Genomic DNA, 24,561 nt, shown 5'->3' on the forward strand with positions numbered 1-24,561 from the left:
ACTAAGTTAGCATGTTAAGGTTGTTCGTGCCGCAGGATTTGAGCTTCGATCTGCATGCGTTGACGGCCCGGCTGGACCGGTCGGCCGACCGGATATTGCGGGCCGAGCACGGACTCTCGTACCGCCGGTTCCGGATGTTGCTGATCGTGGGCAAACTGGGCGAGGCCACCCAGCGGGCGGTGTCCGAGGAACTGGGTGTCTCGGAACCGTCGGCGAGCCGGATGACCGGCGTGCTCGCCCGCATGGGCCTGCTCGACGCGCGACCGGATCCGGCAGGCGGGAACCGGCGCCGGTTGAGCCTCACGGTCGAAGGCGAGCAGATGGTCGAGCAGTGCCGCGCCTTGCTGGAGCGCCGGTTCCGCGGCCTGGTGCGACGCAGTGGCGTGTCCTACGCCGATTACGCTCGCAGCACGCGTCTCCTCTTGGACGCGTTGAACACCCCACCGGGGCTCGACAGGGACAAGTGACGGGCCGGGGGTTGGACGTTCTTTCGGTCTCCCTGTTGACATCCGCACCAATGGACGGGAAGGATCTACGCCCACAACTGAAGACGAAGTCAGCGCCGTGGTGGCAGGTGGGTGCGCTGGCGTGTTCGTGCAGGCCGCGAACACGTCCAACACACCCAGGAGGTCAAGTGTCCCACCATGATCCCGACGTCATCGTCGTCGGCGCCGGTATGGCCGGTCTCGTCTGCGCCGATCGTCTCCGTGCTCGCGGAGCCGAAGTTCTTCTCCTTGAAGCCTGTCCTCAAGTCGGTGGCCGCACGGCCGGAATCGAGCTCGACGGCGAGATCGTCGACCTCGGTGGCCAGTTCATCGGACCGGGCCAAGACCGGGTGTACGCGTTGGCCGCGGAACTCGGGGTGGCCACCGTACCGACTTACACGGACGGCGAAAACCTGCTGCAGACCGAGACGGGACGGTTACGACGGTTTCGGGGCATGGTGCCGAAACTCGGCCCGGTGACGCTGCTCGACGTCGCGCAAGCCCAGTCCCGCCTGGACAGGCTCGCCCGCGCCATCGACACCCGGACACCTTGGCGCAGCCCGAACGCACTGGCGCTCGACGGGCAGACCCTGCGTTCTTGGATCGACCGCACAGCGAGGACCCGGGGCGGGCGACGGTTCCTCACCCTTGCCTGCCAAGCGATCTGGGCCTGTGAACCGAGCGAACTGTCGCTGCTGCACGCCCTCTTCTACGTGAAGTCCGGAGGCGACCTGTCGGCGTTGACCGACGTCGAGGGCGGCGCGCAGCAAGACCGGCTGGACGGCGGCGCGTACGGCCTGGCCACCAAGCTCGCCGATCGGCTGGGCGGCGCCTTGCGGCTCGACGCGCCGGTCCGGCGGATCGAGCAGGACGGTTCCGGTGTCGTGGTCACCGTCGACGACGGCACCGCATGGCGGGCGGGCCGGGTGGTGGTCGCGGTCCCTCCCCCGCTCGCGTCCCGGATCGTCTACCACCCGCCGTTACCGGCCGCACGCGACAACCTGCTGCAACGACTCCCCATGGGCAGCGTGATCAAATACGTCGCCACCTATCCGGAACCGTTCTGGCGATCGGCGGGCCTCACCGGCGCCGCCCTCAGTCTGCGCGCCCCGATCGCACTCACCGTCGACAGCAGCCCACCCTCCGGCCGGCGCGGCGTACTGCTCGCCTTCGTCAACGGCGCGGCCGCCCGAGACCTCGCCGCCCGCTCTCCCGGTGACCGCCGGGCGATCCTCCTCGGCGCGCTGGCGCGTCTGTTCGGCCCGCGGGCCGCCACCCCCTCGAACTTCGTCGAACGGGACTGGAATCAGGAACCGTTCGCCCGTGGTGGCTACTCGGCCGTGTTCCCGCCGGGCGCGTGGACGCGCGCCGGCTCCGCACTACGCGCTCCCGTCGGCCGGATCCATTGGGCCGGAACGGAAACCTCGGCGCGCTGGTACGGCTACATCGACGGCGCGGTGCGCTCGGGCGAAGCCGCGGCGGACGCGGTCGCGGTGGACGCGGGCGACGCCGGCTGACTTCGCGCCGCGAGATGATCTTGGAGTGTGGCGTGCCGGAATTGGTAGACCGGGCCCACTGTTCTGAGGATGTGCCGTGAACGCGCGTCCTCGAGGAACCGCACGAGCCGGAAGGGGGTCCGGTACCGGACCGTGAGGTAGAGCTGGCCACAGGCGGCTCGCATCGTCTTCGACAGGGCCGTCCACACCGCGACGGCGATGGCCGTCCCGATGAACGCCCCCATGGCGCCTTCTTCCAGCACGCTATCGGCGCCGCCGATCACTCCCCCGATCAGCCCGAAAACGAGCGCGCCCGCCGACGCGAAGGTCAAGATCAGAAAGGGGGCGGTCGCCACTTCGGCGTGCCAGAGTTTCACCGGACTGGGCGGGTTTACGTCGTTTCGTCCTTGCTGAGCCAGCTGATCGAGAAGGCCGACCGTCAAGCCGCCGACGAGGCCGACCGGCAGGCACACCCCGAGTCCCCCGACATAGCCGGACGCGAAACCCCCGGCGAATCCTCCTTGAGAGCCAGCCACGAGCCCGAACCCCAGGCCGAGACCGAGGCCGAGCAGGATGCCTCGCCGGAGGTTCCGGGATTTGAACGAGCCCCCCAGCGTGAGGGGATATCTGGCCGCGGGCGCCAAGAACTTCGCCGCGAGGCCGATCCCGGCGACGGCGCCGAGCGTGACCCAGACGAGGTCGCCCGCCAGTACCGCGATCAGCGCCGCCGCGGCCAGGATCGCGGGAATCGTGAAGAGCACCGTCGGGATCGCGGAAACCAGTCGGCCGGACAACGGCGACCACGCGATCATCCCCCACCAGGTGAAGTCTCGGGTGCTGTCTCGGTGGAGTCTGCTCGCGATGACCCCGAGGGTGCGCCGCACCGTCGCCGGCTTGTATGGAGACGGTTTCTGTGCGGGACGGCTGGTGTAGGCGGCCGCGACAGCCTGGTCGAGAAGGTGCTGGGTGATCGTCCGCGAGTCCGCGAAGCGTTCGGTGTCGAGCAGCTCGTCGACGGTGGCGTCCAGGTTTCCCAGCGGCGGGTAGATGTCGTGCAGAAGGCTCGCCCACAACGGGCTGCTCAGCACCGACGCCAGCGGACCGGGGCGCTTTTCCTTGACCGTCGCGGCGATCGACTTCCACGCGGAGGGTGCCGGAGCGGCGAGCGGGTCGAGCAGATAGCGGACGGTGGCCGCGGGCGTCGACGGTTCCAGCCGCACCGCGACCGCGCCGACGAGCAGGTGCTGTCGCGCCGCGTCGGCCATCTCCTTCGTGCGGCTGAGCAGGATCAAGCGGAACGTCGCCTGCTCGCTGAGCACACGCAGCGCGGTCGGCCGCAGGTGCTCCGGGATCTCGTCGAGCCCGTCGAGGATGACGGTGATGTGCCCCTGCAGCAAAGCCCGCGCGTGACGCGCACCCGCCCGGCCGCGGAGCATGGGCACCAGCGTCAGCCTGCTGACCAGCCAGTCCATGACCGGAGTGGATTCCGGATCCCAGCCGTGCAGGGTGAGGATCACCGGAACCGGGATTCTCCGGCGGTCGTGGGCGTCGGCGGCGGCGTCCCGGTGGCGCAGGGCGTCCAGTTGCAGCAGCACGGCGGTCGAGCTCTTGCCCGATCCCGGTGGTCCGACGAGGATCAAGCGTCCCGACGGAAGGGCGCCGTAGATTCTGTGCAGCTTGTCGCGGTTGCCCATCCGAAGGTCCGCCGAGGTGATGGTGTCCAGACCTGGCAACGGCGGGAACCACGCTCCCGCGCCACGGGGTGCCGTCGCGCCCGCGACACTGCCGGTGATCCCCTTGGAGACGCCTGTCCACTTGAGCGGCAGTGGCAGAGGTTGCATCAGGCCGCGTTCCATCGCCGCCGTCATGGCCTGAGCGCGCATTGCCGCCGCGAACCGGTCCGACAATTCGTCGAGTCCCACGGACGACGGCGGGAGAATCGTCCTCCACAGCGCGGCGACACTGACCGCGAGCCCCACCGCGGCGAGGACGAATTGTCCGTAGGTGGCGGCGGTGCTCCGGGAGTCCGAGGGCAGGAAGGCGACCTGGACCACCCACCACACCAGCGCCACGGCGAGCAACCCGAGGCCGAACAGCAAACTTTGTCGCCTTCTCACTGCCATAGCATCGGAACGCGACCACGCGGCATCACAAACAGACCGCCTGCTCACTCGAATGGCCCAAGCCCGGCCGTCTCGACACGTCGTCGGCGATGCGCGAGACGGCGAACGACGTGACAGTGCGCTGACAGCGGATCTTGCTAGAACATCCCGGTCAAGCATCATCAGACTGGGGTGAAATATGCGAAGGATGGCAATCGGCGCGTTGGCCGCGCTGATCGCGAGTGGTGCGGGTGTGCTGGTTTCGGCGCCCGCGCAGGCAGGCCAGCTCAACGGTGTCTGCGAAGACAGCGAGTTCTGCGTGTATCGGGACGCGTACCTCAGCGGAGGTGTCGCGGATTACGAGTGGGGCGCCCGTGACTACTCGCAGTGGACTTTCTATGGTTCCAGCACGACGGTGAACGACAATGTGTCCTCGGTCAAGAACGAGGGCAACATCCTCCGGGTGCGGATCTGGGAGCACGCCAACTACAGCGGAAGGCTGCTCGACGTCATCAACCAGAACACCGAGAAGTGGACCCTGCCCGGCTACGACAACACGGCCAGTTCTCACGAGTTCTTCACCGGATAACGGAAACCGTCGTAGTGGTGCCTGCTCACCGGCGACGGCGGGCAGGCACCGGGGGGATGAACCATGTCGCGTAGCTGGTCTTTGTCGCTTCTCGTGGGTGCGGTGTTGTCGTGTGCGGGTTGTTCCGCCTCCGCCGGGAGTTCACAGCCGGTGGAGCCCGTACCCGCACGGGTGGACACCGCCGATCTCGCGAAGTTCGCGCTGCCGTTGGACGCCTATTCGCCGACGCGGGCGGAGAATGCGGCCATCGGCAAGGCGCGGAACACCGCGTTCAAGAACTGCATGCTCGGGTTCGGTTTCGACCTCGGTCCACTGCCGGACGCGCCGCCGGAGAACGCCGGGGTGAACGAATTCCGGTACGGCCTCACCGACGAGGCCAAGGCGAAGGCCTCCGGTTACACCGTGCCCCCGCAACCCAAGCCTCCGCAGCCGGAAATCCCGCCTGAGGGGCGTCCGATCGCCTCCGGTAAAGGTGAGCGCACCTACCAGGGAAAACCCGTTCCCGAGGGCGGCTGTCAGGGCGAAGCGCGGCGCAAGCTCTCGGAAGGTGCGGCCCACGACGAGAAACTGGTCCTGCGGCTCGGTGAGGAGGCGGGGAAGCAGGCGGAGGCCGACAGCCGGGTGAAGGCGGCCTTCCGAGCTTGGAGCGCGTGCATGGCGCGAGCCGGATTCGACTACACCGATCCGTGGCAGCCCAACGACAATCCCGAGTTCCAGGGACTGGAAGCGAACGCCAGGGAAATCGCGACGGCGACCGCGGACGTGCGATGCAAACGCGAGGTGAACCTCGTCGGCATCTGGGCCTCCGTGGAGACCGCCTACCAGGAACGGAAGATCGGCGAAAACGCCGGTGCACTGCAAAACGTGAAGGCGGCGATTCGCGTCATGCTCGGAAACGCGGCCAGGATCACCAACGGCTGACGGGCCTAGATGAACACCACCGAACGGAAGGTGACGAGATCCGAACCCTGGCCGCTCGGGCGCAGGCTGAAGGAAGGAATCCCCGCACAGCCGCTCTCGTCATACACCTTCGCGATACTCTCGGTCCAGTTCTCCGGCCGGAAGGCGGAACCGGTGCCCGCCGCGACTTCCGGGATCTCGATGCACTCACCTTCGGGCGGATCGACCAGGGAGCCCGCCTGGAGTTCCTGCTGATCGTCGTAGTAGCGATAGAGGAATTCTTGCTCGTCCGCGGACGCGGTGCCGGCCGGCGTCGAGGCCAGGGCGAGAACACTCGCGAGGGCGACGCGAATTGTGTGTGAGCGCATCGGGGAGATCCGTTCTGGTCGTGGCCTGGACCTGATGGAGACTGCTCGGTTTCCGGCCGGAATGAATCGATCTCCACCCATTCGCGTAGCCTTGGGCCCCGCTCCGGGTGATTGCGCTCATGCCCTGCGGGTTGCTGGATCAAACGCCTGCGCCATCGGGGCGGGGCCGTGCACTGCGGCACATCGCTGGATCAGGACACGCGCCTCCGGGTGCCGCCCGAACGTCTGAAGGCGCTTCCGCAAATCCTCCAACGCGGCTGTGACGCGGCCGGAACGCAGACCTGGGTACACATCGAGAAAGCGATGCGTCACGGTGCAGGCTCTGCTGAGCAGACCGAGGTCCAGTTGCCGTTCGGCGAGTTCGGCCAGTGTCAGTGCCAGCGAGCGGCGCTCACCGGGTGGATAGTGGCGCAGCGCTCGGCGAAGCGCCGTGACCGCTCCCGCGATGTCGCCGTCGAACACGTGAATCGACGCGGCGTGATAGTTCAGCTCGCCCCGGTTGTACGAGCCGAAGACCGGTCTCGCCCCGGTCGCCCGGCGGAGGTTCTCCCGAGCGCGTTGGTGAGCGGCGAGCGCGGCCTGGCTCCGGCCGAGGACGGCGTAGCTCAGCGACACCTGTGCGTGCAGGAAGGCACTGGTGTGCGGCTCGACATGACGATCCCCCACCGTGAGCGCCGCGAGGGCCAGGCCCAACGCGGCGGTTCCGTGCCCGAGGTGACAGGCCTGCAGACTGAGCGCCCGGAGCACGATCGCGTACCGGACCGGGTCCAGGATCAGGACCGCGAGATCGAGCGCGATCCGGTAGTACTGCTGCCCCAGCCCGTGCTCGTTGCTGTCGAAACAAGCGAATCCCGTCAGCAACGTCAGGTCGAGAACGGACCCCAGAAGCTCGTGGTGATCGGCATCGCTGTTCCCGCCCGCCAGCTGCGGGAGAATGTCGTCGGCGAGGTAGGTGGTCAGCGCGGTCCTCGCGTGGCCACTGCCGAACTGATGATTGGCCGCGGCGAAGACCCGCACCATGTGCTGCGCCATGCCGACCGTGCCGGATGTCCGCCAAGTCGGTCGATCGTGACGGCGGTCCTCCGCTGCCCGCTCCGGCCACATCGGTACCGCCAGCACGTCGAGCCGGTACACGGAACGTGCGAGCCTGCCGCGGCCCACGACGCTCAGATCGGTCCGGACGAGATCGGCGAGCACGGTCAGCGCGCCGGCCGACCCGGCGGCCTCCTCCTCGGCCATGGTCACCGCGAAACCGAGTTCGGTGCGGGTGACCGGCCTGCCGAGCCTGCGGGTCAGCACCTCGGCGATCAGCAGCACCACCTCGGCCCGTGGGCAACTTCCCGAGAGCCAGTGCGCGACAGCGGTGCGGTCGTAGCGCAACCGCAAGCCGGATTCCGCGCCTGCCATGTTCACCGTGCGCGCCAGATTGTCGTAACTCCACTGGGCGGTGGTCAACAGTGCGCGGAGCCGGTCATTGCGGGCACGGCGCGGCATGATGTCTCCTCACAGGGTCCGGGTGAAGCGCTGCCGATGTTCAGCACTGCGACGATCAGAGTGCTCAAACCGGTATTCGAGCTGCCGCAATGGTCGCGCCTGTTTCGCGCGGAGCAGCACTCTTCCCAAAACGACAAATGTCGCGAACCTGTGTCCCGTTATCCTCCTTCGTGATGAGGCCAACGATCAAACGTTAGGCCACCATCGCCGGTTTCACGTAGAAGGATTCTTGGCTTCACCCGAATGAACCGGGCCGACCACGCGGTGAGAGCAACGTCGGATCAGGTCGTGCTCCATGCCGTCGAGCATCCGGCCGTTCAACACAATCAACGCCAAGGTGAACACCGCGCTTATGCCACGAAACGCCCACGATGTACTACGGAGTCCTGCCGCGCAGACCCGGCCGACAAGGAGCCGCCATGGAACGCGTCGTGTTCGATCTGCCTTTTCCCGCGGCTGAGCTGCCGGTCTTGACCGAAGCCGCACAGTGGCATCGTCGTTGGCTGGTGGACTCCGGCCTGCTGGACAGCCCGGCCGCTGTCGACCGCGTGATGTCCTGGGCTCCGCATCGGTGCGCGGCACATTTCCACCCGTACGCGCGCGGTCCCGAACTACTGCTGGCCACCGACTTCTACGGCTGGATGATGGCGGCCGACGGGCAGTTCGACGGTCCGCTCGCCGACCGCCCGGATCACGTACGCCGGCTCATTCGGCGCCATGTCGCCATTCTCGAGGCCGATGGCCGCTCACCGTTGTCTCCAGCGGAGAAAGCCTTCACCGATGTCTGGGAGCGGTTGATCGAGGGAATGAGTCCGGCTTGGCGGGCCCGCGCCGCCGCCTGCTTCACCTGATTTCTGCAAAGCTACATCGAGGAGGCGGCCAATCGCCGGAACGAAGCGATCCTGCGCCCCGAAACCTATCTTGATCTCCGGATCCGGACCGGGGCCACGGACATCATCATGATGCCGGCGGAGCGGATCAACGACTGCGAACTCCCCCGACGTGTGGCCGGCCATGACACCGTCCGGCGGCTTTGCCACCTCTCCACCCAGGTGATCGATGTCGTCCAGGACGTGCTGTCACTCGACAAGGAGGTCGCCGACGGCGACCTGCACAACATCGTCTTGGTCCTGTGCCGGCACCATGGCTGGGAAACAAGGCAGGCGGTGGACCACTGCCGGACGATGGTCCAGGACTGGACCGACTCGTTCGTCGTACTGCAGCGCTCCCTGCCCGCGGTGCGCGCTGAACTCGACCTCTCCGACACGGAGTGGGCGCGGCTGTGCCGGTACGCCGGAGCACTGCGAGCGTGCATGCGCGGCAATCACGACTGGTGCGGCGAATCGCCGCGCTACGCACCTGACGCGGGTCAAGGCCGCCCATACGTCGGCTACTTGGAAGGTCTCGCCCGCGCATACGAACTGCCCGGCTCCGAACTCCCCCGTGATCGCGGCGGGCGATGAGGTGCGCGAGACCCACCAGGCCCTCCAGCACGGTCAGGGCACGGTCCGCAGACCGGCGAGCGCCTCGGCGAGGGCCATATCGGCCTGGGACCGCGTCCGGTCGCCGTCCATCACGTCATCGTCCGGAAGCGACTCGTGCTCCTTCCCGCCGAAACGAGCTGCTAAGTGCTCCGGGATGTCATGAGGGGTCCCCATAGGACGCAAGAGAGCAAGGGACCTTTGCTATCGCCCCAGGATCAGGCAGCGCTCTGATGGTCGGCGAAGTCGCGATTAACCAACTCCGGGCTCATCGGGAAATATTTCCAGCACCCCATCGGTTGATGCGCCGTCACACCGATGGACCAGTCATGAACTCGGCGGTAACGACTAGGCTTTTCGTCTCAAGGCGAACGAGCTACGCGGCGACGGCCCGCGGGCTCGGCAGAACAGGCGATATTTCGGGGAATTCCGAACTCGATTCGCAGATCCACGGCGCCACCAGGAGGATCCGTTGGGGCATCACCCGGTGGTGGACCTGCCGTACCCTGATCGGCCTCGGACGAAAAGCGGAATCGGCGCGGGCGGCCGGTCGAGGACACGGAGATCAAGGGGTCGAGCTTCATGACCAGGCCACTACCTTCCGACGGTCAGGAGCGGCCCGCCGGAACGCGGCCTCTCGCGTCACGGCGGGAGCGCGTCAAGGTCGCGCGGAAATGGGCCTATCTCCTCAGCAGCACCATTTACCTCCCCCTTTCGCACGACCAGATCGAACGAGAGTTGCTCGGCTTGCTCGATCGGCTGCTCGAGGCGGTGGCCGGGGACCGGCCCGACACCGAGAGCGCGGCGGAGGTCGGCGCCGAACTGGTCCGGCTGCACTGTGTCGGCAAAACGAGCCTGCAGTGCACGGTGGACGTGCTCGCCGCCGCATTGCTGGCGCCGTCGGATCCGCGCCCCGCCGATCGGTTCCCAGAGCGCGTCGCCAGGTTGCTCGGCGCACTCGCGTCCGGTTACGTGGAGGCGATCCGTTCCGAGGCCGTCGAGCAGCGGGACACGAGCGATCAGGCGTTGCTGAACGCGGTCCGGGAGTCGCAGCGTGAGTGGCGGGCCAGTGAGGCCCAGCTGGACGAGATCTTCCTCGGTTCGCCGAGCGGGATCGCGGTCACCGGGCCCGATGGGGAACTCGTCCGCACGAATCCCGCCCTGCACCGGATCCTGGACCGGGCGTCGAACGAGGTCGCGGGCGGCAACCTGTTCGAGTTCGTCCACGAGACGGATCGGCGGCTCCTGTGGGACGGCTACCGCGATCTCCGGGACGGCAAGATCGACAGGCTGCGATCGCGCCCGCGCTTCGTCACCAAGGACGGCGACCTGTTCCAGGCCACGCTGACCGCTTCGCTCTTACGCGGTGCACAAGGCTACGTCACGATCGTGGCCGACGAAGCGGAGCTGATGCTTCTGCAGAACCAGCTGCGGCACCAGTTGCTGCACGACATGCTCACCGGCCTGCCGAACCGGCAGTTCTTCAGCACGCACCTCGAACACGTGCTGCACCAGCCGAATCCGGCGACGCTGTACCACGTCGATCTCGACGGATTGTCGCTGGTCACCGATGGTCTCGGCAGAAAGACCGGAGACAGCCTGCTGCGGACCGCCGCGGACCGGCTCAGATCCGTGGTGGCGGGCGAGAACGCGATGGTCGCCCGGTTCGAGAGCGGCAAGTTCGGCATCCTGATCGAGAATTCGGCGAACACGCCGGACGTCGTCACGATGATCGAGCGGATCGACGAGACGCTGACCGAGCCGGTCTACATCGACGGCAAGGGCCTGGCGGTGACGGCGAGTTTCGGCGTGGTCGAAGACCTTCCCCGCACCGTCGAACCAGCCGAGTTGCTGCGTTCGGCGGATCTGGCGCTGCGGCGGGCCAAGAGCAAGGGGCCCGGCCGGTGGGTACGGTACGACCCGACACGGGACGGCCGGGCCAGGGAGACCATCGGCCTGGTGGCCACCATGCCCGGCGCTTGGGAGAACGGCGAGCTGGGCATCGCCTACGAGCCGCTGACACGTCTGGCCGACGGTGAGATCGTCGGGGCCGAAGCGCGGCTGAGGTGGGAACACCCTGAGCTGGGCCTGCTGCCCAGGGAACGCTACCTCGAACTCGCCGAGCACACCGCGCTGATCGGCGCGCTCGGCGCGTGGCTGGTCAAGCGTGGCTGGACGGACGTCGCGGGCGGCGCGGACCTGCCGCTGCTGGTCCCGCTCACACCGAACCAGCTGGCCGATCCCCGGCCCGCCGAGGCGATCCGGGGAATTCTCGACAGCGCCGCGCCGGCCCCCGACCGATTGTGGCTCGGCCTGCCGTCCGGGGCACTGCTCGTGGGCGGGCACGAGATCGCCGACAACGCGCGCGTGCTCGCCGGCCTGGGAATCAGCTTGGTACTGCTCGACTTCGGCGTGACACCAGGCGAGTTGGCGCTGCTGGAGGACCTCCCGGTCCACGCCGTACGCCTCGGCTCCCGTCTCGTACGGCACGCCGTCGATGAGGATTCGCTCGTCCTCGCCGGGGCGAAGACCATGATCGCACTGGTCCGTCAGGCCGGGATCACTGTGCTCGCCGGTGATCTGGAAACCGGCGAGCAGGCACGGTGGTGGCAGCGAGCGGGTGTCGAGCTGGGGACGGGCCCGCTTTTCACCGGCGGCAAGGGCCCCGCGACCGACATCGGATCCCTCATCGGCGGTGGACGGGCCGGTCCGCCACAAGGCCGGTGAAGTCGTGTGTCCTGAGTGGACAGTCACCCGGCGTTCCGCTTCAGGGTTTGCGTGCCATTCCGGCGTAGAGGACTTGGTTCAGCTTCGGGTCCTCGGCGATGTCGCCGGGCCCGGCGGGGCGCCAGGTGCCGCAGCCGACCAGGCCGGGTTCGAGCAGTTCGAGGTCGCCGAACATGGTGAGCACCTCTTCGTAGGGGCGTGACGTGACCTGGTCGCCGCCCCTTGTCGCGATCCTGAGTGCTTCCCGGACCTGGTAGGGCAGGTAGTCCTCGGTGATGTGCGTGATCGCCAGGTAGCTTTCGGGAGCCATCGCGTCGATGTAGTGGCGCATGAGGCCGGCCGGGTCGTATTCGTCCGGGATCCAGTGCAGCATGCACAGGAAGAGCATGCCGATCGGCTCGTCGAGATCCAGCTGCCGACGCAGCTGAGGATCGCCGAAGATGCGTGAGGGGTCACGGGCGTCGGCCTTCAGCGCGGTGGCGCGGTCGTTGCCGTCGAGGATCAATTGGCTGTGCGCGACCGCGACGGGGTCGTGATCCACATACACCACCCGGCATTCCGGGTTGGCGTCCTGCGCGATCTCGTGCACGTTGCCGACGGTCGGCACACCCGAACCGATGTCGAGGAACTGGCGGATGCCCTGGTCGATCATGAACCGGACAGCCCGCCGGAGGAACGCGCGGTTGAGCCTCGCCACCCCTCGCGCGTGGGGCATGAACTGCTCGGCCCGCGTGGCGGCCTCGCGGTCGACCGCGAAGTTGTGGCCGCCGCCCAGCATGTAGTCGTAGATCCGGGCGGCGCTGGGGACCGTGTCGTCGGTGCCCGGCGGGACCCAGTCCGGCCGTCGCGTCAGTGTCAACACCCCAATCCGATCGCTTTTCCTCGGGAGGCCGCCGAGCTTACCCAGTCCGGCGCGGTGATCGGGCCGCGGCCGCGTAGTCACCTGATCGAGTGCTATGGGCCGCCGCCGAATGGCGCTAGCGTGTTCTGTTCCCTTCCGCGTCGGCGATGGAGTGCGGATGCCTGTACCGGTTGCGCCCGGTCGATGGCCGTTGCTCGGACACACTCCGGCGATGCTCCGGCGTCGCTTCGGATTCACGTCGACGCTGTACGCCCGCGGTGACGTGGTGCGGATCTACCTCGGCCCGATGGAAACGTATTTCGTGACCAGCCCGGAATTGACGTACCGGGTACTGGTCACCGACGGCAGCGATTTCCGCAAGGGCGCGATGTTCGAGAAGTTCCGCCCGTTCGTCGGCAACGGACTCGCTCTCTCCGACGGTGTTCTCCACCGGCGGCAGCGCCGGTTGATGCAACCCTCCTTCCACCACGCCAGCATCGCGGGGTACGCCGAGATCATGACGAGCGCGGCCGCCGAACTGGTCAGCTCGTGGAGGCCGGGCGAGGTGCGCGAGGTGGACCACGACATGCAGGCACTCGCGGTCGCCATCGTCGGTGAGGCGCTGTTCTCGACCGAACTGGGCAAGGCCGCGATCGAGGAGGCCCGCCGGTCGATCCCGGTCATCCTCAAGTACGGGATGATCCGCGTGCTCTCGCCCGCTTTTGTGGAAAAGCTTCCCATTCCGGCCAACCGGCGGTTCGACGGAGCCATCCATCGCATGCGCACGATCGTCGAAGAACTCATCGACAACTGGCGTGCCGAGCAGCCCGGCCGGAGCGACCTGCTGTCCATGCTGCTGCTGGCCAGGGACGCCGAAACCGGGGAGGGGATGACCGACGAGCAGGTGCGCGACGAGGTCATCACCCTGCTCACCGCGGGGATCGAGACCAGTGCGCTGGCGTTGTCCTGGCTGTTCCACGAAATCGCCCGCCACCCCGAGGTCGAACAGAAGCTCCACGACGAGATCGACGAGGTGCTCGGCGGCAGGCAGGCCACCGCCGAAGACGTGCCACGACTGGTCTACACGCGGCAGGTCATCACCGAGGTTCTGCGGATGTATCCACTGTGGATCCTCATGCGCCGCGTCACCACGGAAGTCGATCTCGGCGGTGTGCGCCTGCCACCGGGCACCGAGGTGATCATCAGCCCGCACGCCATGCATTTCGATCCGAGGTTCCACGACCACCCCGGACGGTTCGACCCGGACCGCTGGGCGGGCGGGCGAGCCAAGGAGCTGCCCCGCGGGGCCTACATCCCGTTCGGCGCGGGTGCCCACCAATGCATCGGGAATTCCTTCGCCCTGACCGAAATCGCGATCGTCGTGGCCACGATCGCCGCCGCGTGGCGGCTGATTCCCGTCCCGGGCAAGCCGATCCGGGTGAAATACACGACCACCGCGTATCCGAGCAGGATGCCGATGACAGCGGTCCCACGCTTCCCATGATCGACGGAACACTATTCCAGTGGAGGTTTGTTTCATGCCTTGGCGTCACAGCAGAGCGAATCGCCGTCCGCTGCGTCGTGCCGGCGCGGTGTTGTTCGCCATCCTGCTGGCCGGGTCACTCCCGGCGCCCGCGCAGGCTCAGCCCGATGCGGCGTCCTGCCAGGACGTGACCATCCCGGTGTGGCTGGACGCACTGCTTCCCCAGCTCGTGCACGGGACATTGTGCGCACCACCGCAAGGCGCGCGAACCGTCCAGGTGCTGGTTCCCGGTGCCACCTACAACAATGTGTACTGGGACGCCGCGCTCGCGCCGGAAACCCGTTCGTTCCGGCTCGCGATGAACAAGGCCGGTTACGCCACCCTCGCCCTCGACCGGCTCGGCACCGGCGCCAGCTCCAAACCGCCCAGCGCACTGCTGACCGCGTTCACCGAAGCCGACGTCGTACACCAAGTGATCCAAGCGATCCGGCACGGCGACGTCGGCCCGCGGTTCGACAAGGTGATTCTCGGCGGACACTCGCTCGGCTCCGCCATCACCGTGCTGGAAGCAGGCACCTACCACGACGTGGACGGCGTGCTGATCACCGGACTGGCACACCACATCAATCCTCCCGGCGCCCTGATCATCTTCGGCTCGTTCATTCCCGTCGCACTCGACCCGAAACTGTCGCGGCTGGGGCTCGACCCCACCTACCTGACCACCCAGCCAGGCACCCGGTACACGGCATTCCACGCCCCCGGACCCGACGTCCCCGAGATGACCGCCTACGACGAGGCCAGCAAGGACGTCGTCGCCCCAGGCGAACTGCTCGACGCCGCCGCCCTCGCCACCGTGCTCCCGTACAGCTGGCGGATCACGGTGCCGGTGCTGGTCGTCCTCGGCGGCGGGGACGCCGGGCTCTGCGGCCCGCTCGCGACCGACTGCACCTCCTCGGAAGGTCTGCTCCGGTCCGAGGCGCCGTACTACTCCGCGGCGGCACGACTGCGGACCTACGTCCTGCCCGGCTACGGCCATTCGATCAACTACGCACCCAACGCACCCGACTACCACCGAGCCGTCACACAGTGGGCAGGCACCATGGGACTGTCCGGGTGATGGCGGGGCCCGGCTGACTGCGGGTCGTGAGTGTTGAGTGTCGTTAGAACGACACTCAACACTCACGACCCACCTTGACGGACGCCATCACTGCGGCGATGCCCAACGCCGAACGTCCGCGATCTTGACAACCCGAACCCTGACGTATATAAAACCATCTGGTTATCGAACCGGAAGGTTATCTACATGGTTGCAAGCGCCACGCTGGACGCCACGTTCGCGGCACTGGCCGACCCCACCCGGCGGGCCATCCTGGCCCGGCTCGCGACCGGTGATGCCACGGTCACCGAGCTGGCCGCACCCTTCGCGATGAGCCAGCCTGCCGTCTCCAAACACCTGCGGGTGCTTGAACGAGCCGGCCTGATCAGTCGCGGCCGCGACGCGCAACGACGGCCGTGCCGCCTGGTGGCCGAACCGCTCAAGACGGCCACGGACTGGCTGGCCGACTACCGCGACTACTGGGAAACGAGCTACCAGCGACTGGATGCGCTGCTGGACGACCTGCAGGGCGGCGGAACGTGACATCTCCGCACCCCGGCCTCGGGCTGCGGGTCGTCGCGTCCGGGACCACCGACCTCGTCCTCACCCGCACCTTCGCCGCTCCCGCGCCGCTGGTCTTCGCCGCGCTCACCCGACCGGAACTGCTCCGCCGCTGGCACGGCGCCCGCGGCTGGCAGCTCACCGTCTGCGAGGTCGACCCGCGCCCCGGCGGTGCCTGGCGGTTCGTCTCCACCGGCCCGGGCGGCGCCGAGATGGAACTCCATGGGCTGTTCCACGAGGTCGTGCCGCCGGCGCGCCTCGTCCAGACCGAGATCCACCGCGACTGGGCCGAAGGCGAGGCACTGGTCACCACGGTTCTGGACGAGACAGCCGGACGCACCGCCATGACCGTCACCGCGCGATATTCCTCGTCCGAGATCCGCGACGCGGTCGTGCGCAGCCCGATGGAACGCGGCGCCGGCGAAGCATACGACCGGCTCGCCGCCCTGCTCGCCACCCTCATCCAAGAAAGGCGTCAACCATGACCGACACGCCCGCCCCCGCCACCGAGATCACCCAGGATTCCGGCAACCCACCCGTCCCGCCCGGCACGCTGTTGCTGGAACTGGTGCCGGTGCCGGTCACCGATATCGAACGGGCCAAAGCCTTTTACCGGGACAAGATCGGGTTCCGCCTCGACGTCGACGTCAACCCGAAGCCCGGTGTCCGCGTCGTCCAGCTCACCCCACCCGGCTCGGCATGTTCGATCACCCTCGCCGAAGGTCTCCCCACCCTCGACATGCCTCCGGGAACACTGCGCGGTCTGCACCTGGTGGTCGCCGACATCGAAGCGGCCCGCGCCGAACTCGTCGAACGCGGCGTCGAGGTCAGTAAGGTCGAGGACCTCGGCGGAGTGTTCTACGCGTACTTCGCCGACCCCGACGGCAATACCTGGTGCCTCCAGCACATGCCCTGGCGTTGATCCCCGGCGGCAGGGCGCACAGCGGTTTCTCGCGGCTGGTCTACGACGTGATCACCACACCGCCGATGCCGCTACGACCGGCAGGCGAACCCACCAGTTCGACGCTCACGCCGGAACGGACGGGTTCACCGAATACGGCGACGATCGCATCGGTCACTCCGGACACCAGCCGGGCCACGATGTCCTCCGCGTCCGGCCGGCCGAACGCGGCCTCCTTGATACCGAACAACACGCTCGGCGACGGCGCTTGCGCCGGTTTGCCGCCGATGCCCCATCGGCCTGGCGGCAGACCGATCAGGCGCACATCCACGATGTCCCGCGCCCAGTCCCCGTACACGGCGACGACCGCGTCGGTCAGCGCTTCGATCAACTCGGCCTCTCGGCCGACCAGGTCGTCTTCAAGGACGTGCACGGTCAGATGCGGCATGATGCCCCCAAGAATTACATTTGAAATCAAACAACCTTTGTAAACAAAGGTAATAGGTGAGGTCGGTGCATGTCAACGCCTGATGCCGCGGACGACGCCGTCCGGGAGCTGTTGCTGCTGATGCCGCGACTGGTCGGCCGGGCCAAGCGGCTGCCGGTGCCCGAGCGGCTCCGGTCGTTCGACCTGGCCCCCAGACATCTCTCGCTGCTGTCCCTGCTGCTGCTCGACGGTCCGCTGACCGTCTCCCAGCTGGCCGGGAAACTGGACGTCGCCCCGACCACCGTGAGCCTGATCGTGAGCGACCTGAGCCGCAAAGGGGTCCTGGAGCGGCGCGAGGACGAGGCCGACCGGCGCCGGCGCATCATCGACATCAGCCCCGACAGCCGCCCGGCCATCTCCGAGTGGCTCACCCCTGGTGCGCACGCATGGCGCCGGGCCCTCGCGCCGTTGACACCCGCGCAACGACGAACCTTCGTCGACACCCTGCTCGCCTACGAAGCCGCCTTCTCCGACGCATCCGACCGAACCGCGGCGACCGAAGAACCCGCCGACGTCGACCAAGGGCTCCCACCCGCCACGTGACGACAATCAGCGCGGCTCGCCGAACCAGTGCCCGAGCGCGGGTTCGAGGGCGTCCGGGTCTCCTGCCCAGCACACGTAGCCGTCCGGCCGGATGAGCATCGGCTCGGCATCGGCGCCCTGACCCGCGCGGTCCACCCGGTCCTCCCAGGTGGCGGCGACCTCGGCGAACCTGTCGGCCGGGTCGATCAGGACGCCGCGTCCGCGCCGCAGCAGCTCGTGCGACCGGACCGGGCCAAGGTCCAAATCGGGCGAGGGAAGGCCGACGAGCGGATGCTCTCCGGCGCCCGGCATGGGGTAGCGGATGCCCATCCCGGACAGCGTGTCGTCAAGGTGGTACTGCACGTCCCGCAGTCGCGTCAGAGCCGCGAACAGTTCTTTGACGGCCATCAGATCCGGGTCGCGGGTGCCTTCCTGATCCATCAGCAGGCTCTGTGCCTGGACGTTGCGCAGTACGGCGGCCGCGACCGGATGACGTTCGGCGTGGTAGGTGTCGAGCAGATGCTCCGGAGCCCAGCCGTGCACCGCGGCACCCAGTTTCCAGCCGAGGTTGAGCGCGTCCTGGATCCCGGTGTTCATGCCCTGCGCGCCGATCGGGAGATGGACATGGGCGGCGTCACCGGCGAGGAACACCCGCCCGTGCCGGTAGCGCGCGGCTTGCCGGGCCGCGTTGGTGATGCGGCGTGCGTAGCGGACTTCGAGCAGTTTCACCCGGGAGCCGAAGACGGCGCGCAGCCCCTCGCGGATCTCGTCCTCGGTGACCGGAGCCTCCCTGGGCAGTGACCGGCCCGGCCCGCCCAGCGAGAGCCGGCGCAGCGGCCTGCCCTGCGGATCGGTGCCGAGGGGGAACACCATCGCCCAATGCCCGTCCTCGCTCCGGGCGTGCGTCATCGCTTGGTCGTCACCGCTCAACCGCACGTCGGCGGCGACGGTGGTCAGTGTGCCCGCCCTGCCGGGGAACTCGGCCCGCAGCAGTGATCGGACCGTGCTGTGGCCGCCGTCCGCGGCGACCAGGTAACGGGAGCGGACGACGTCGCTGTCCGCGAAGGTCGCGGTGATCCCGTCCACGTCCTGGGCTATGCCGGTCAGTTCGTGGTCGCGCCGCATCTGGATGCCTTGTGCCGCAAGGTGTTGCTCGAGGAACCCCTCGATCACCACCTGCGGGATGGAGCGCCACGGATGACGGTGCCTGTCCCGGGTGAGCGGGAGCGCGATACCGGCGAAGTGGGCGGTGCCGACCGGGTGATTTCCGAGAGCCAGCAACGGTTCCAGTAGGCCGCGCTGGTCGAATGCCTCCTGTGTGCGGGACTGCACGCCACCCGCCTTCGACAACATACTGCGCTGGGGCAGCTTGTCGACCAGCACGGTGGACACCGCCGCCAGCCGCAGTTCGTTGGCCAGCGTCAGTCCGGTCGGGCCCGCGCCGACGATGAGCACATCGGTGTCCATCGGTTCTCCTCTGATTGTGCGGATCAAGACGAGAGCAACGCTCCGCCCGCCGACGCGGTCACGCCAGAAACAGGCTTGATTGTGCCGATATACGACACGAGCTAGGCTCGGACCGGTGGAATCCGACTTCGACGAGCTGGATCGTCGTCTCGCGCACGCCTTGCAGATCAACGGCCGGGCCCCGTTCAGCACGATCGCCGAGGTTCTCGGCGTGTCGGATCGCACCATCGCCCGCCGCTACGCCCGGTTGCGGTCGGCCGGGGCGCTGCGGGTGCTCGGCGGGGTCGACCCGACCGCGCTGGGCGCGGTGCTGTGGTTCCTGCGGGTGCGCTGCGCGCCCACCGCGTCGGTCCAGGTCGCCGAGGCGCTGGCCCGGCGACCCGACACGTCCTGGGTGAGCCTCACTTCCGGAGGAACGGAGATCACCTGCACGGTCCGCACCGAGAGCGAGACCGACAGTGAGACGCTGCTGCTGGCCAAGCTCCCGCGCACCCCACGGGTGGAGGGCGTGACCGCACACTCCGTGCTGCACGCGTTCTACGGCGGCCCGGACAGCCTGGTCGCCAAGCTCGGGTCGCTGGACGAGGAAGCGATCGCGCGGCTGCGGCCCGTCCCGGTGCCACACCGCCCGGGACCGGTACGACTCGACGACGGCGACCGCGAACTCCTCGCCACACTCGCCACCGACGGCAGGGCCGAACTCGAGCAGCTGGCCGCGGTGACCGGCTGGTCGCCGACGACGGTCCGGCGCAGGATGACCGAACTTCGCGAACGCGGGGTGCTGTACCTGGACATCGACGTCGACGGAAGCCTGTTCGGCCTCGGCCCCCGAACCCTGCTCTGGCTCTCGGTCGCGCCCACGCACCTGGAAGAGGCCGGCGCGGCGCTGGCCGGGCACCCCGAGATCGCCTTCGCCGCCGCCACAACCGGGCCGACGAACCTGTACGCGAGCGTGGTGTGCGCGAACCAACGGGAGCTGTACCGGTATCTGACCACCCGGGTGGCCATGCTGCCCGCCATCACCCATATCGAAACCGCACCGGTGATCAGAACCGTCAAGCGGGCCGCGAACCACACGTAGCGACACCATGCCGGGGACGCGTCAGACGTGCGGACAGGGGCGCAGAGGCACGCGGCCGGATTCCGGCAGGACAAGAGTGTCCCACCTCGCTCAAGGGACGGGTTCGTCCATGAAGGAATTGGGACATTCAGCCTGGATCCACCGGTGGATGCGGGTGTTGATCTCGCCAATGTTGTCGATCTTGTGTTTTCGCTGGTGGCAGGGTGGGGTGCCGGACGTCTCATCCGGTGTGTCCACTGTGGTCCTGGTTGTTGGGGTGGGGGTCAGAGTCTTTGGTGTGTTGCGGTGAAGAGTGCTTGGTAGTGGTGTTGCCAGGGCCAGTTGGCTGGTAGTCGCAGGGTGATGCGGCGGGCGGTGCGGGTGATGCGGGCGGGGATGGTGATGAGATGTCGGCGGAGGGTTGCGGTGCGGGCTTTGGCGTGAAACATGCTGGTGAGGCTGCCGGTGGCGCGGAGCAGGTTGTGGGTGAGGCAGGCCAGGGTGAGCCAGGCCTGGTTGGCGGCGAAGCGGCCGGAGGGGAAGTGGGCGAGGGCGGCGTCGTTGAGGTCGGCGAAGACCTGTTCGATGATCGCGTGTTTGCGGTGGTACTCGTCGGCGGTGTGCAGGTCGAAGCCGGTGTCGGTGAACACGGCGTGGTAGTTCCAGGTGCGGAACAGCTCGCCTTGCTCGGTGGTGGTGAATCTCGGGGTGCGGCGCACGATCAGCCGCGCGGTGGTGATCTGGCCCGGGTTGGTGGTGGCATTGGTGAACGCGGTGTGGACTGTTTCGGCGATCTCCGCGTGCGTGATCCACTCACCGGTCTCGGGGTCGGGGATCGGGTGCCGGTAAGCGACCTGGCCCCAGTCGTCGTCGCCGATAGCGTTGATCGTGGCCATCACCGCCGCGTTTTTCTGGGCGGTGACCGAGAATGAGGCGCCCGTCCGGCGGATCGCGGTGATGATCGGGCCGGTGCAGAACGCTGAATCCGCGCGGACCACGAGCGTCCCGGTCGCGCCGGACCGGCGGGCGAGACCGATCGCCTCGGTGATCATCGACGCCGCTCCGCGGCGGGAATCAGCGTTCCCGCCGCGCAGCCGGGCGGTCAGGATCACCGGCGCGCAGACCGGGGACGACAGGGTGGCGATCAGGTGGTTCAGGCCGCGGATCCCGTTATAGGCGAACCCGCTGCCCTGTTTGCCGTGACCGTAGGTTTCCTTGATCTTGGAATCGATATCGATGAACGCCAGCTGCTCGACGCCGGCCAGCAGCGACGGCACCCGCCCGGCCAGCCGGATCAGAGCCTCGGAGGCGGCCGAGGTGAGCTGACGGACGTGGCCGTGGGTGAACCCGCGCAGCCACGACCCACACGTCGAGGGCGCGCGGAGACCGGTGAACAACCGGCGCATCCCGCCATGCCGGATCACGTCCAGGTCCTCGATTGAGTCCGCGCCGGCGACCATGCCCGCCACGACCGAGAGTGCTTTCGCGTCCGTGTTCGCACCGACCGGGATCCCCAGGTCAACCCGCTGTTCGATCAGGCCGCCCAGGCCGATGTCCTCGGCCAGCCGCAGCACCGGGACCAGCCCCGCGCACGACACGAGACCCGCATCATCGAACCTCACCGACACCGATCCGGCGGTATGAGAAGATCGCATCCAGCAGATGCCCTCTCGCTAGGTGGATTTGTTTCGTCGCAAGAACAATCATCCCAAGCCAGAGGGCATTTGCGCGCCCACGACACGTCAACCCCGCCAACAACACCGGTGGATCCAGGTTCAGTGTCCCAATTCCTTCATGGACGTGGGCACCAATGCTGTGGCTTGTGACACCGCGGATTTGGTAGACAGCGACCGGCGGTTCCCGCTTCGACCACATCGGCTACTGGTCACAGGACATCACGGCGGACAAACAGACCCTGGCGAGCCGAGGCGCACCGATCGAGTTCGACTCATGCCCGTACGGTCGCTCCTTTACCTACCACCGTCTCGACAGCATCGGAGCCAGGATCGAACTGGTCGACCTGGCCGTCCAGCCGGGATTCCGCGACACCTGGGCACCAGGCATCACGGCGATGCCGCCGCTCGATCTCGACGGCCCGTGACGGGGCAGACGCCCGCGGCCAGCCATTTCTCCCGGAGGTCCGCCGGGATGGTCAATGTGGTGGATTGTCCATCGGTGAGCGTGCGGACGCTGCCCCCGAGCAGGAGATCACCGGCCTTGTCGAGCACCGCCGTGGCCATCCGGCTGCGGTCTTCCGACCGTTCGAGTAGTCGCATGGCCCGCACGCCCGCGCCGACCGCGCGGCCCCAGCCGCGTGAGCGTGGCACCTCCAGCCAGTCGGCGACGTCCTCGGTGACGACTTGGCGGACCATCGCGGCGACCACGCCGTCGAAGGCTTTGCCGGGCACCATGTTTTCGTACAGGCGCAGGAGGTTACGGGTCAGTTCGATGCCTTCGGCGGAGGGACCGTAGCTCGCCTCGACGAGTCCGGCGTTCAGTTCTTGGGCCTCTCGCAGTGTTTCGGGCATCGCTTCGGCGGGGATGCCGAGCATCGTGCCCGTCACCCGCCAAACATAGTAATAGTCCTCGGCTTCGCGGTCGGTCACCGTGATGCCCATGCGGCGCATCCCGTCGATGACCTGAACCGAGAAGATCAGCAGGGCTCCGAGCATGTCCTGCTGACACAACGGGACGCCGTCCGCCTCGACATCCCAGTCACCGGACCGGGTGATGAAGTACCGGACGGCCGCGTGGATCAGCCGGGTCTTCTGGATCGTGGGCACGAAGCCACCACCGGAGCCGAACGGGTCGGGGCCCATCAGGTTCAGCACGAACTGGGAGGTCTCCGACAGCCGGCGGTGCGGCTGATTGAGCCGGTGGGTCAGCGAAAGGACGCGGGACGGCCGCGGTTGGGCGTAGCAGTTCACCATCGCCCCGAACGACAGCACCGAAGCGACGTGCACGCCGTCGTCAACGAAGAATTCGTACGCACGCGCGACCCGGTCGAGGTCCACCCAATCCGGTGGTGTGTCGGTCTCGATCAGGTACCGGCGGACCGATTCCGGCAGGTTCTCCGGAATGGGCTGGTCGTTGTCCCTGAACTGCGCCAGCACCTCGTTCACCGCACTCGTCCGCTCATCGGCCACCAACTCGGCGATGACGGCATCGGCGAGCGGATCACCTTGGTATTTCAGTCTTTCCAGGGCGGAAAGCCCCGGCGGTTCGAGCGTTTCCGGCATCGGGTCAGCCTCATCCATACCGGAACGCCGCGCTAGCGCCGTCCGGGGAAAGGTCGAACCCGATCTGATGGCGGCCCGCTCGCTGTCCGTGACACCGCGGGTTCGGGGCCACTTTGTACGAATCTTGTACGAGCTTGAAGAATTTTCGATCGGACCGCGAAAATCGACGAAGGTGAGCGTTCATGTCCGAGCAGGTGTCCCGGGATCTCGTTTCTCGCCGTTCGCTGCTGCGCATGGGCGGTGGGCTCGCCGCGACGACGGCACTGCTCGGCACCGGCGCGGTGTTCGCCGGTCCGGCTTCCGCCGCGATGCCGGTGTCCAAGCGTTTCGACCTCACCAAGCCGTCCTACGACGAGTTCCGCGGCAAGATCCTGCACGAGGCGCACCACGTCATGCAGGGTTTCGCCTTCGACAACCAGAACGTGCGCATCTTCATCGTGAACGCCCGCGATGGCGGGACCGGGGACGACCTGTGCATAACCCAGGTCAACTTCTCCGGGGAGATCCAGGGCTCGATGCATCTCGGCAACGCCGGGCACGGGGTGTCGATCGGCGTCGAACCGGTGGGCACCGACTCCTACATCTGGATGGAATGCGACTCGGACGACCCCACCAGCGCCGGGCGCGGCACGGCGCTGGCCAGGTTCAAGTTCGTCAACGGTGGCACGCCGTCGGTGAAGAAGTTCCTCACCGGCAGCGACACGATCACCTGCGCCACCGATCCGATCACCAAGCGGATCGCGGTACGCCGCAAGGAGGGTGGCAAGATGTTCATCAGCGTCTACCCGCTCGCCTCCGCCGCCGCCGGTGACTTCAGCGCGCCGCTGGTGCACTTCCCGCAGCCCGCGCTGGCCGCCGAGCCGGTGACGTTCCAGGGATACACCATTCATGGCCAATATCTGTACACATTGGACGGTAACGGCCATGCCGACCCCGCCGACATCGATTCTTACGTCACGTGCATCGACATGAACACCGGCAAGGTGAAGAGCCGCGCACTGACCAAGGCCGGGGAATCACTGGTGTTCCGCGAGCCGGAGGGGCTCGGGATCTACCGGAGCCTCGCCGGGGAGACCCGGTTGTACCTGGGCTTCGGTTCGCGCAGCAGCATGGACAGTCCGAACCGCTACGCGAACCTGTTCTACAAGAACGTCCTCATCGACTGAGTCCCGGCGGACGGAAGGGTCGCGAGCGCCACGCTTGAGAGGCTGATCGTCCCCAACGAGGCGCATGAGACATCCGCGCTCGGGACCGCTCGTTTC

22 protein-coding genes and 1 pseudogene are annotated in these 24,561 nt (G+C 67.6%); 14 read left to right on the forward strand and 9 right to left on the reverse strand.

Annotated elements, in window-relative coordinates:
- Nucleotides 1-26: 26 nt before the first annotated feature.
- Nucleotides 27-467, forward strand: a complete 441-nt coding sequence (locus tag SD37_RS33405) for a MarR family winged helix-turn-helix transcriptional regulator (protein ID WP_167369678.1) — start codon at nt 27-29, stop codon at nt 465-467.
- A gap of 167 nt (nt 468-634) precedes the next feature.
- Nucleotides 635-2,002 (forward strand): flavin monoamine oxidase family protein, encoded by a 1,368-nt coding sequence (locus SD37_RS33410; protein ID WP_201788857.1) that lies wholly within the window; start codon nt 635-637, stop codon nt 2,000-2,002.
- Here SD37_RS33410 and SD37_RS33415 read toward each other — a convergent pair.
- Entirely contained in the window at nt 1,927-4,098 is a 2,172-nt protein-coding gene (locus SD37_RS33415) for an NACHT domain-containing protein (protein WP_145926796.1), read from the reverse strand. The genes SD37_RS33410 and SD37_RS33415 overlap by 76 nt on opposite strands.
- Nucleotides 4,099-4,282: 184 nt before the next feature.
- Between SD37_RS33415 and SD37_RS33420 the strand changes: the two genes are divergently transcribed.
- Together SD37_RS33420 and SD37_RS33425 are read left to right on the forward strand one after the other, a co-directional pair.
- Nucleotides 4,283-4,672 carry a peptidase inhibitor family I36 protein gene (locus tag SD37_RS33420; RefSeq protein ID WP_083255155.1) on the forward strand — a complete coding sequence of 130 codons (390 nt, stop codon included), beginning with the start codon at nt 4,283-4,285 and terminating at the stop codon, nt 4,670-4,672.
- 150 nt (nt 4,673-4,822) lie between these two features.
- On the forward strand, nt 4,823-5,593 hold the full coding sequence (locus SD37_RS33425) for a hypothetical protein (RefSeq protein WP_145926797.1): 771 nt from the start codon (nt 4,823-4,825) through the stop codon (nt 5,591-5,593).
- Between the two features lie 5 nt (nt 5,594-5,598).
- On the opposite strand, the gene SD37_RS33430 is transcribed toward SD37_RS33425, so the two are convergent.
- Complete coding sequence (locus tag SD37_RS33430; protein ID WP_044851510.1) at nt 5,599-5,940, reverse strand: hypothetical protein; 342 nt, start codon at nt 5,938-5,940, stop codon at nt 5,599-5,601.
- 117 nt (nt 5,941-6,057) lie between these two features.
- Nucleotides 6,058-7,434: a hypothetical protein gene (locus tag SD37_RS33435; RefSeq protein WP_044851511.1), complete on the reverse strand. Its 1,377-nt coding sequence runs from the start codon at nt 7,432-7,434 to the stop codon at nt 6,058-6,060.
- A gap of 551 nt (nt 7,435-7,985) precedes the next feature.
- Here SD37_RS33435 and SD37_RS33445 point away from each other — a divergent pair.
- Nucleotides 7,986-8,897 (forward strand): annotated as a pseudogene (locus SD37_RS33445) (terpene synthase family protein).
- A gap of 33 nt (nt 8,898-8,930) precedes the next feature.
- Here SD37_RS33445 and SD37_RS43295 read toward each other — a convergent pair.
- Nucleotides 8,931-9,092, reverse strand: coding sequence for a hypothetical protein (locus tag SD37_RS43295; RefSeq protein WP_167369679.1), 162 nt, complete (start codon nt 9,090-9,092; stop codon nt 8,931-8,933).
- Between the two features lie 405 nt (nt 9,093-9,497).
- On the opposite strand from SD37_RS43295, the gene SD37_RS33450 reads away from it, so the two are divergent.
- A complete protein-coding gene (locus SD37_RS33450; RefSeq protein WP_044851513.1) occupies nt 9,498-11,642 on the forward strand; it encodes a putative bifunctional diguanylate cyclase/phosphodiesterase in 2,145 nt (714 codons plus the stop codon).
- A 40-nt stretch (nt 11,643-11,682) separates the two neighbouring features.
- On the opposite strand, the gene SD37_RS33455 is transcribed toward SD37_RS33450, so the two are convergent.
- Nucleotides 11,683-12,504, reverse strand: a complete 822-nt coding sequence (locus tag SD37_RS33455) for an SAM-dependent methyltransferase (RefSeq protein ID WP_083255156.1) — start codon at nt 12,502-12,504, stop codon at nt 11,683-11,685.
- 157 nt (nt 12,505-12,661) lie between these two features.
- Between SD37_RS33455 and SD37_RS33460 the strand changes: the two genes are divergently transcribed.
- The 5 genes from SD37_RS33460 to SD37_RS33480 all read left to right on the forward strand — a co-directional run bounded on the left by SD37_RS33460 (nt 12,662) and on the right by SD37_RS33480 (nt 16,545).
- Entirely contained in the window at nt 12,662-13,987 is a 1,326-nt protein-coding gene (locus tag SD37_RS33460; RefSeq protein ID WP_044851514.1) for a cytochrome P450, read from the forward strand.
- A gap of 34 nt (nt 13,988-14,021) precedes the next feature.
- Complete coding sequence (locus SD37_RS33465) at nt 14,022-15,083, forward strand: alpha/beta hydrolase (protein WP_044851515.1); 1,062 nt, start codon at nt 14,022-14,024, stop codon at nt 15,081-15,083.
- A gap of 186 nt (nt 15,084-15,269) precedes the next feature.
- A complete protein-coding gene (locus SD37_RS33470; protein ID WP_044851516.1) occupies nt 15,270-15,605 on the forward strand; it encodes an ArsR/SmtB family transcription factor in 336 nt (111 codons plus the stop codon).
- Nucleotides 15,602-16,108: an SRPBCC family protein gene (locus tag SD37_RS33475; protein ID WP_083255157.1), complete on the forward strand. Its 507-nt coding sequence runs from the start codon at nt 15,602-15,604 to the stop codon at nt 16,106-16,108. The genes SD37_RS33470 and SD37_RS33475 overlap by 4 nt, the downstream gene beginning before the upstream one ends.
- A complete protein-coding gene (locus tag SD37_RS33480) occupies nt 16,105-16,545 on the forward strand; it encodes a VOC family protein (RefSeq protein ID WP_083255158.1) in 441 nt (146 codons plus the stop codon). Before SD37_RS33475 ends, SD37_RS33480 begins: the two co-directional genes overlap by 4 nt.
- 40 nt (nt 16,546-16,585) lie before the next feature.
- On the opposite strand, the gene SD37_RS33485 is transcribed toward SD37_RS33480, so the two are convergent.
- Nucleotides 16,586-16,972: a tautomerase family protein gene (locus SD37_RS33485; RefSeq protein WP_044851517.1), complete on the reverse strand. Its 387-nt coding sequence runs from the start codon at nt 16,970-16,972 to the stop codon at nt 16,586-16,588.
- Nucleotides 16,973-17,041: 69 nt separating this feature from the next.
- Here SD37_RS33485 and SD37_RS33490 point away from each other — a divergent pair, with 69 nt between their 5' ends.
- Nucleotides 17,042-17,554 carry a MarR family winged helix-turn-helix transcriptional regulator gene (locus tag SD37_RS33490; protein ID WP_044851518.1) on the forward strand — a complete coding sequence of 171 codons (513 nt, stop codon included), beginning with the start codon at nt 17,042-17,044 and terminating at the stop codon, nt 17,552-17,554.
- 6 nt (nt 17,555-17,560) lie between these two features.
- On the opposite strand, the gene SD37_RS33495 is transcribed toward SD37_RS33490, so the two are convergent.
- Nucleotides 17,561-19,000, reverse strand: coding sequence for an FAD-dependent monooxygenase (locus SD37_RS33495; RefSeq protein WP_044851519.1), 1,440 nt, complete (start codon nt 18,998-19,000; stop codon nt 17,561-17,563).
- Nucleotides 19,001-19,115: 115 nt separating this feature from the next.
- Between SD37_RS33495 and SD37_RS33500 the strand changes: the two genes are divergently transcribed.
- Nucleotides 19,116-20,081, forward strand: a complete 966-nt coding sequence (locus SD37_RS33500; RefSeq protein ID WP_044851520.1) for an Lrp/AsnC family transcriptional regulator — start codon at nt 19,116-19,118, stop codon at nt 20,079-20,081.
- Between the two features lie 263 nt (nt 20,082-20,344).
- Here the strand turns inward: SD37_RS33500 and SD37_RS33505 are convergent, their stop codons facing one another.
- Both SD37_RS33505 and SD37_RS33510 read right to left on the reverse strand, forming a co-directional pair.
- Nucleotides 20,345-21,682 (reverse strand): IS1380 family transposase, encoded by a 1,338-nt coding sequence (locus SD37_RS33505; protein WP_236725074.1) that lies wholly within the window; start codon nt 21,680-21,682, stop codon nt 20,345-20,347.
- 441 nt (nt 21,683-22,123) lie between these two features.
- Entirely contained in the window at nt 22,124-23,299 is a 1,176-nt protein-coding gene (locus tag SD37_RS33510; RefSeq protein WP_044851354.1) for an oxygenase MpaB family protein, read from the reverse strand.
- Nucleotides 23,300-23,481: 182 nt separating this feature from the next.
- Here SD37_RS33510 and SD37_RS33515 point away from each other — a divergent pair, with 182 nt between their 5' ends.
- The gene (locus SD37_RS33515) at nt 23,482-24,465 is read left to right on the forward strand and encodes a phage baseplate protein (RefSeq protein WP_044851255.1); all 984 of its coding nucleotides are present in this window, start codon (nt 23,482-23,484) and stop codon (nt 24,463-24,465) included.
- Nucleotides 24,466-24,561: the final 96 nt, after the last annotated feature.

The organism is Amycolatopsis orientalis, assembly GCF_000943515.2.
Lineage (GTDB): Bacteria > Actinomycetota > Actinomycetes > Mycobacteriales > Pseudonocardiaceae > Amycolatopsis > Amycolatopsis orientalis.

Bases quoted from the DNA above. Each gene is read 5' to 3' on its own strand.
- SD37_RS33420 (WP_083255155.1), top strand. From the start codon at position 4,283: ATGCGAAGGATGGCAATCGGCGCGTTGGCCGCGCTGATCGCGAGTGGT.
- SD37_RS33430 (WP_044851510.1), bottom strand. From the start codon at position 5,940: ATGCGCTCACACACAATTCGCGTCGCCCTCGCGAGTGTTCTCGCCCTG.
- SD37_RS33435 (WP_044851511.1), bottom strand. From the start codon at position 7,434: ATGCCGCGCCGTGCCCGCAATGACCGGCTCCGCGCACTGTTGACCACC.
- SD37_RS43295 (WP_167369679.1), bottom strand. From the start codon at position 9,092: ATGGGGACCCCTCATGACATCCCGGAGCACTTAGCAGCTCGTTTCGGC.
- SD37_RS33450 (WP_044851513.1), top strand. From the start codon at position 9,498: ATGACCAGGCCACTACCTTCCGACGGTCAGGAGCGGCCCGCCGGAACG.
- SD37_RS33460 (WP_044851514.1), top strand. From the start codon at position 12,662: ATGCCTGTACCGGTTGCGCCCGGTCGATGGCCGTTGCTCGGACACACT.
- SD37_RS33465 (WP_044851515.1), top strand. From the start codon at position 14,022: ATGCCTTGGCGTCACAGCAGAGCGAATCGCCGTCCGCTGCGTCGTGCC.
- SD37_RS33470 (WP_044851516.1), top strand. From the start codon at position 15,270: ATGGTTGCAAGCGCCACGCTGGACGCCACGTTCGCGGCACTGGCCGAC.
- SD37_RS33480 (WP_083255158.1), top strand. From the start codon at position 16,105: ATGACCGACACGCCCGCCCCCGCCACCGAGATCACCCAGGATTCCGGC.
- SD37_RS33485 (WP_044851517.1), bottom strand. From the start codon at position 16,972: ATGCCGCATCTGACCGTGCACGTCCTTGAAGACGACCTGGTCGGCCGA.
- SD37_RS33490 (WP_044851518.1), top strand. From the start codon at position 17,042: ATGTCAACGCCTGATGCCGCGGACGACGCCGTCCGGGAGCTGTTGCTG.
- SD37_RS33495 (WP_044851519.1), bottom strand. From the start codon at position 19,000: ATGGACACCGATGTGCTCATCGTCGGCGCGGGCCCGACCGGACTGACG.
- SD37_RS33510 (WP_044851354.1), bottom strand. From the start codon at position 23,299: ATGCCGGAAACGCTCGAACCGCCGGGGCTTTCCGCCCTGGAAAGACTG.
- SD37_RS33515 (WP_044851255.1), top strand. From the start codon at position 23,482: ATGTCCGAGCAGGTGTCCCGGGATCTCGTTTCTCGCCGTTCGCTGCTG.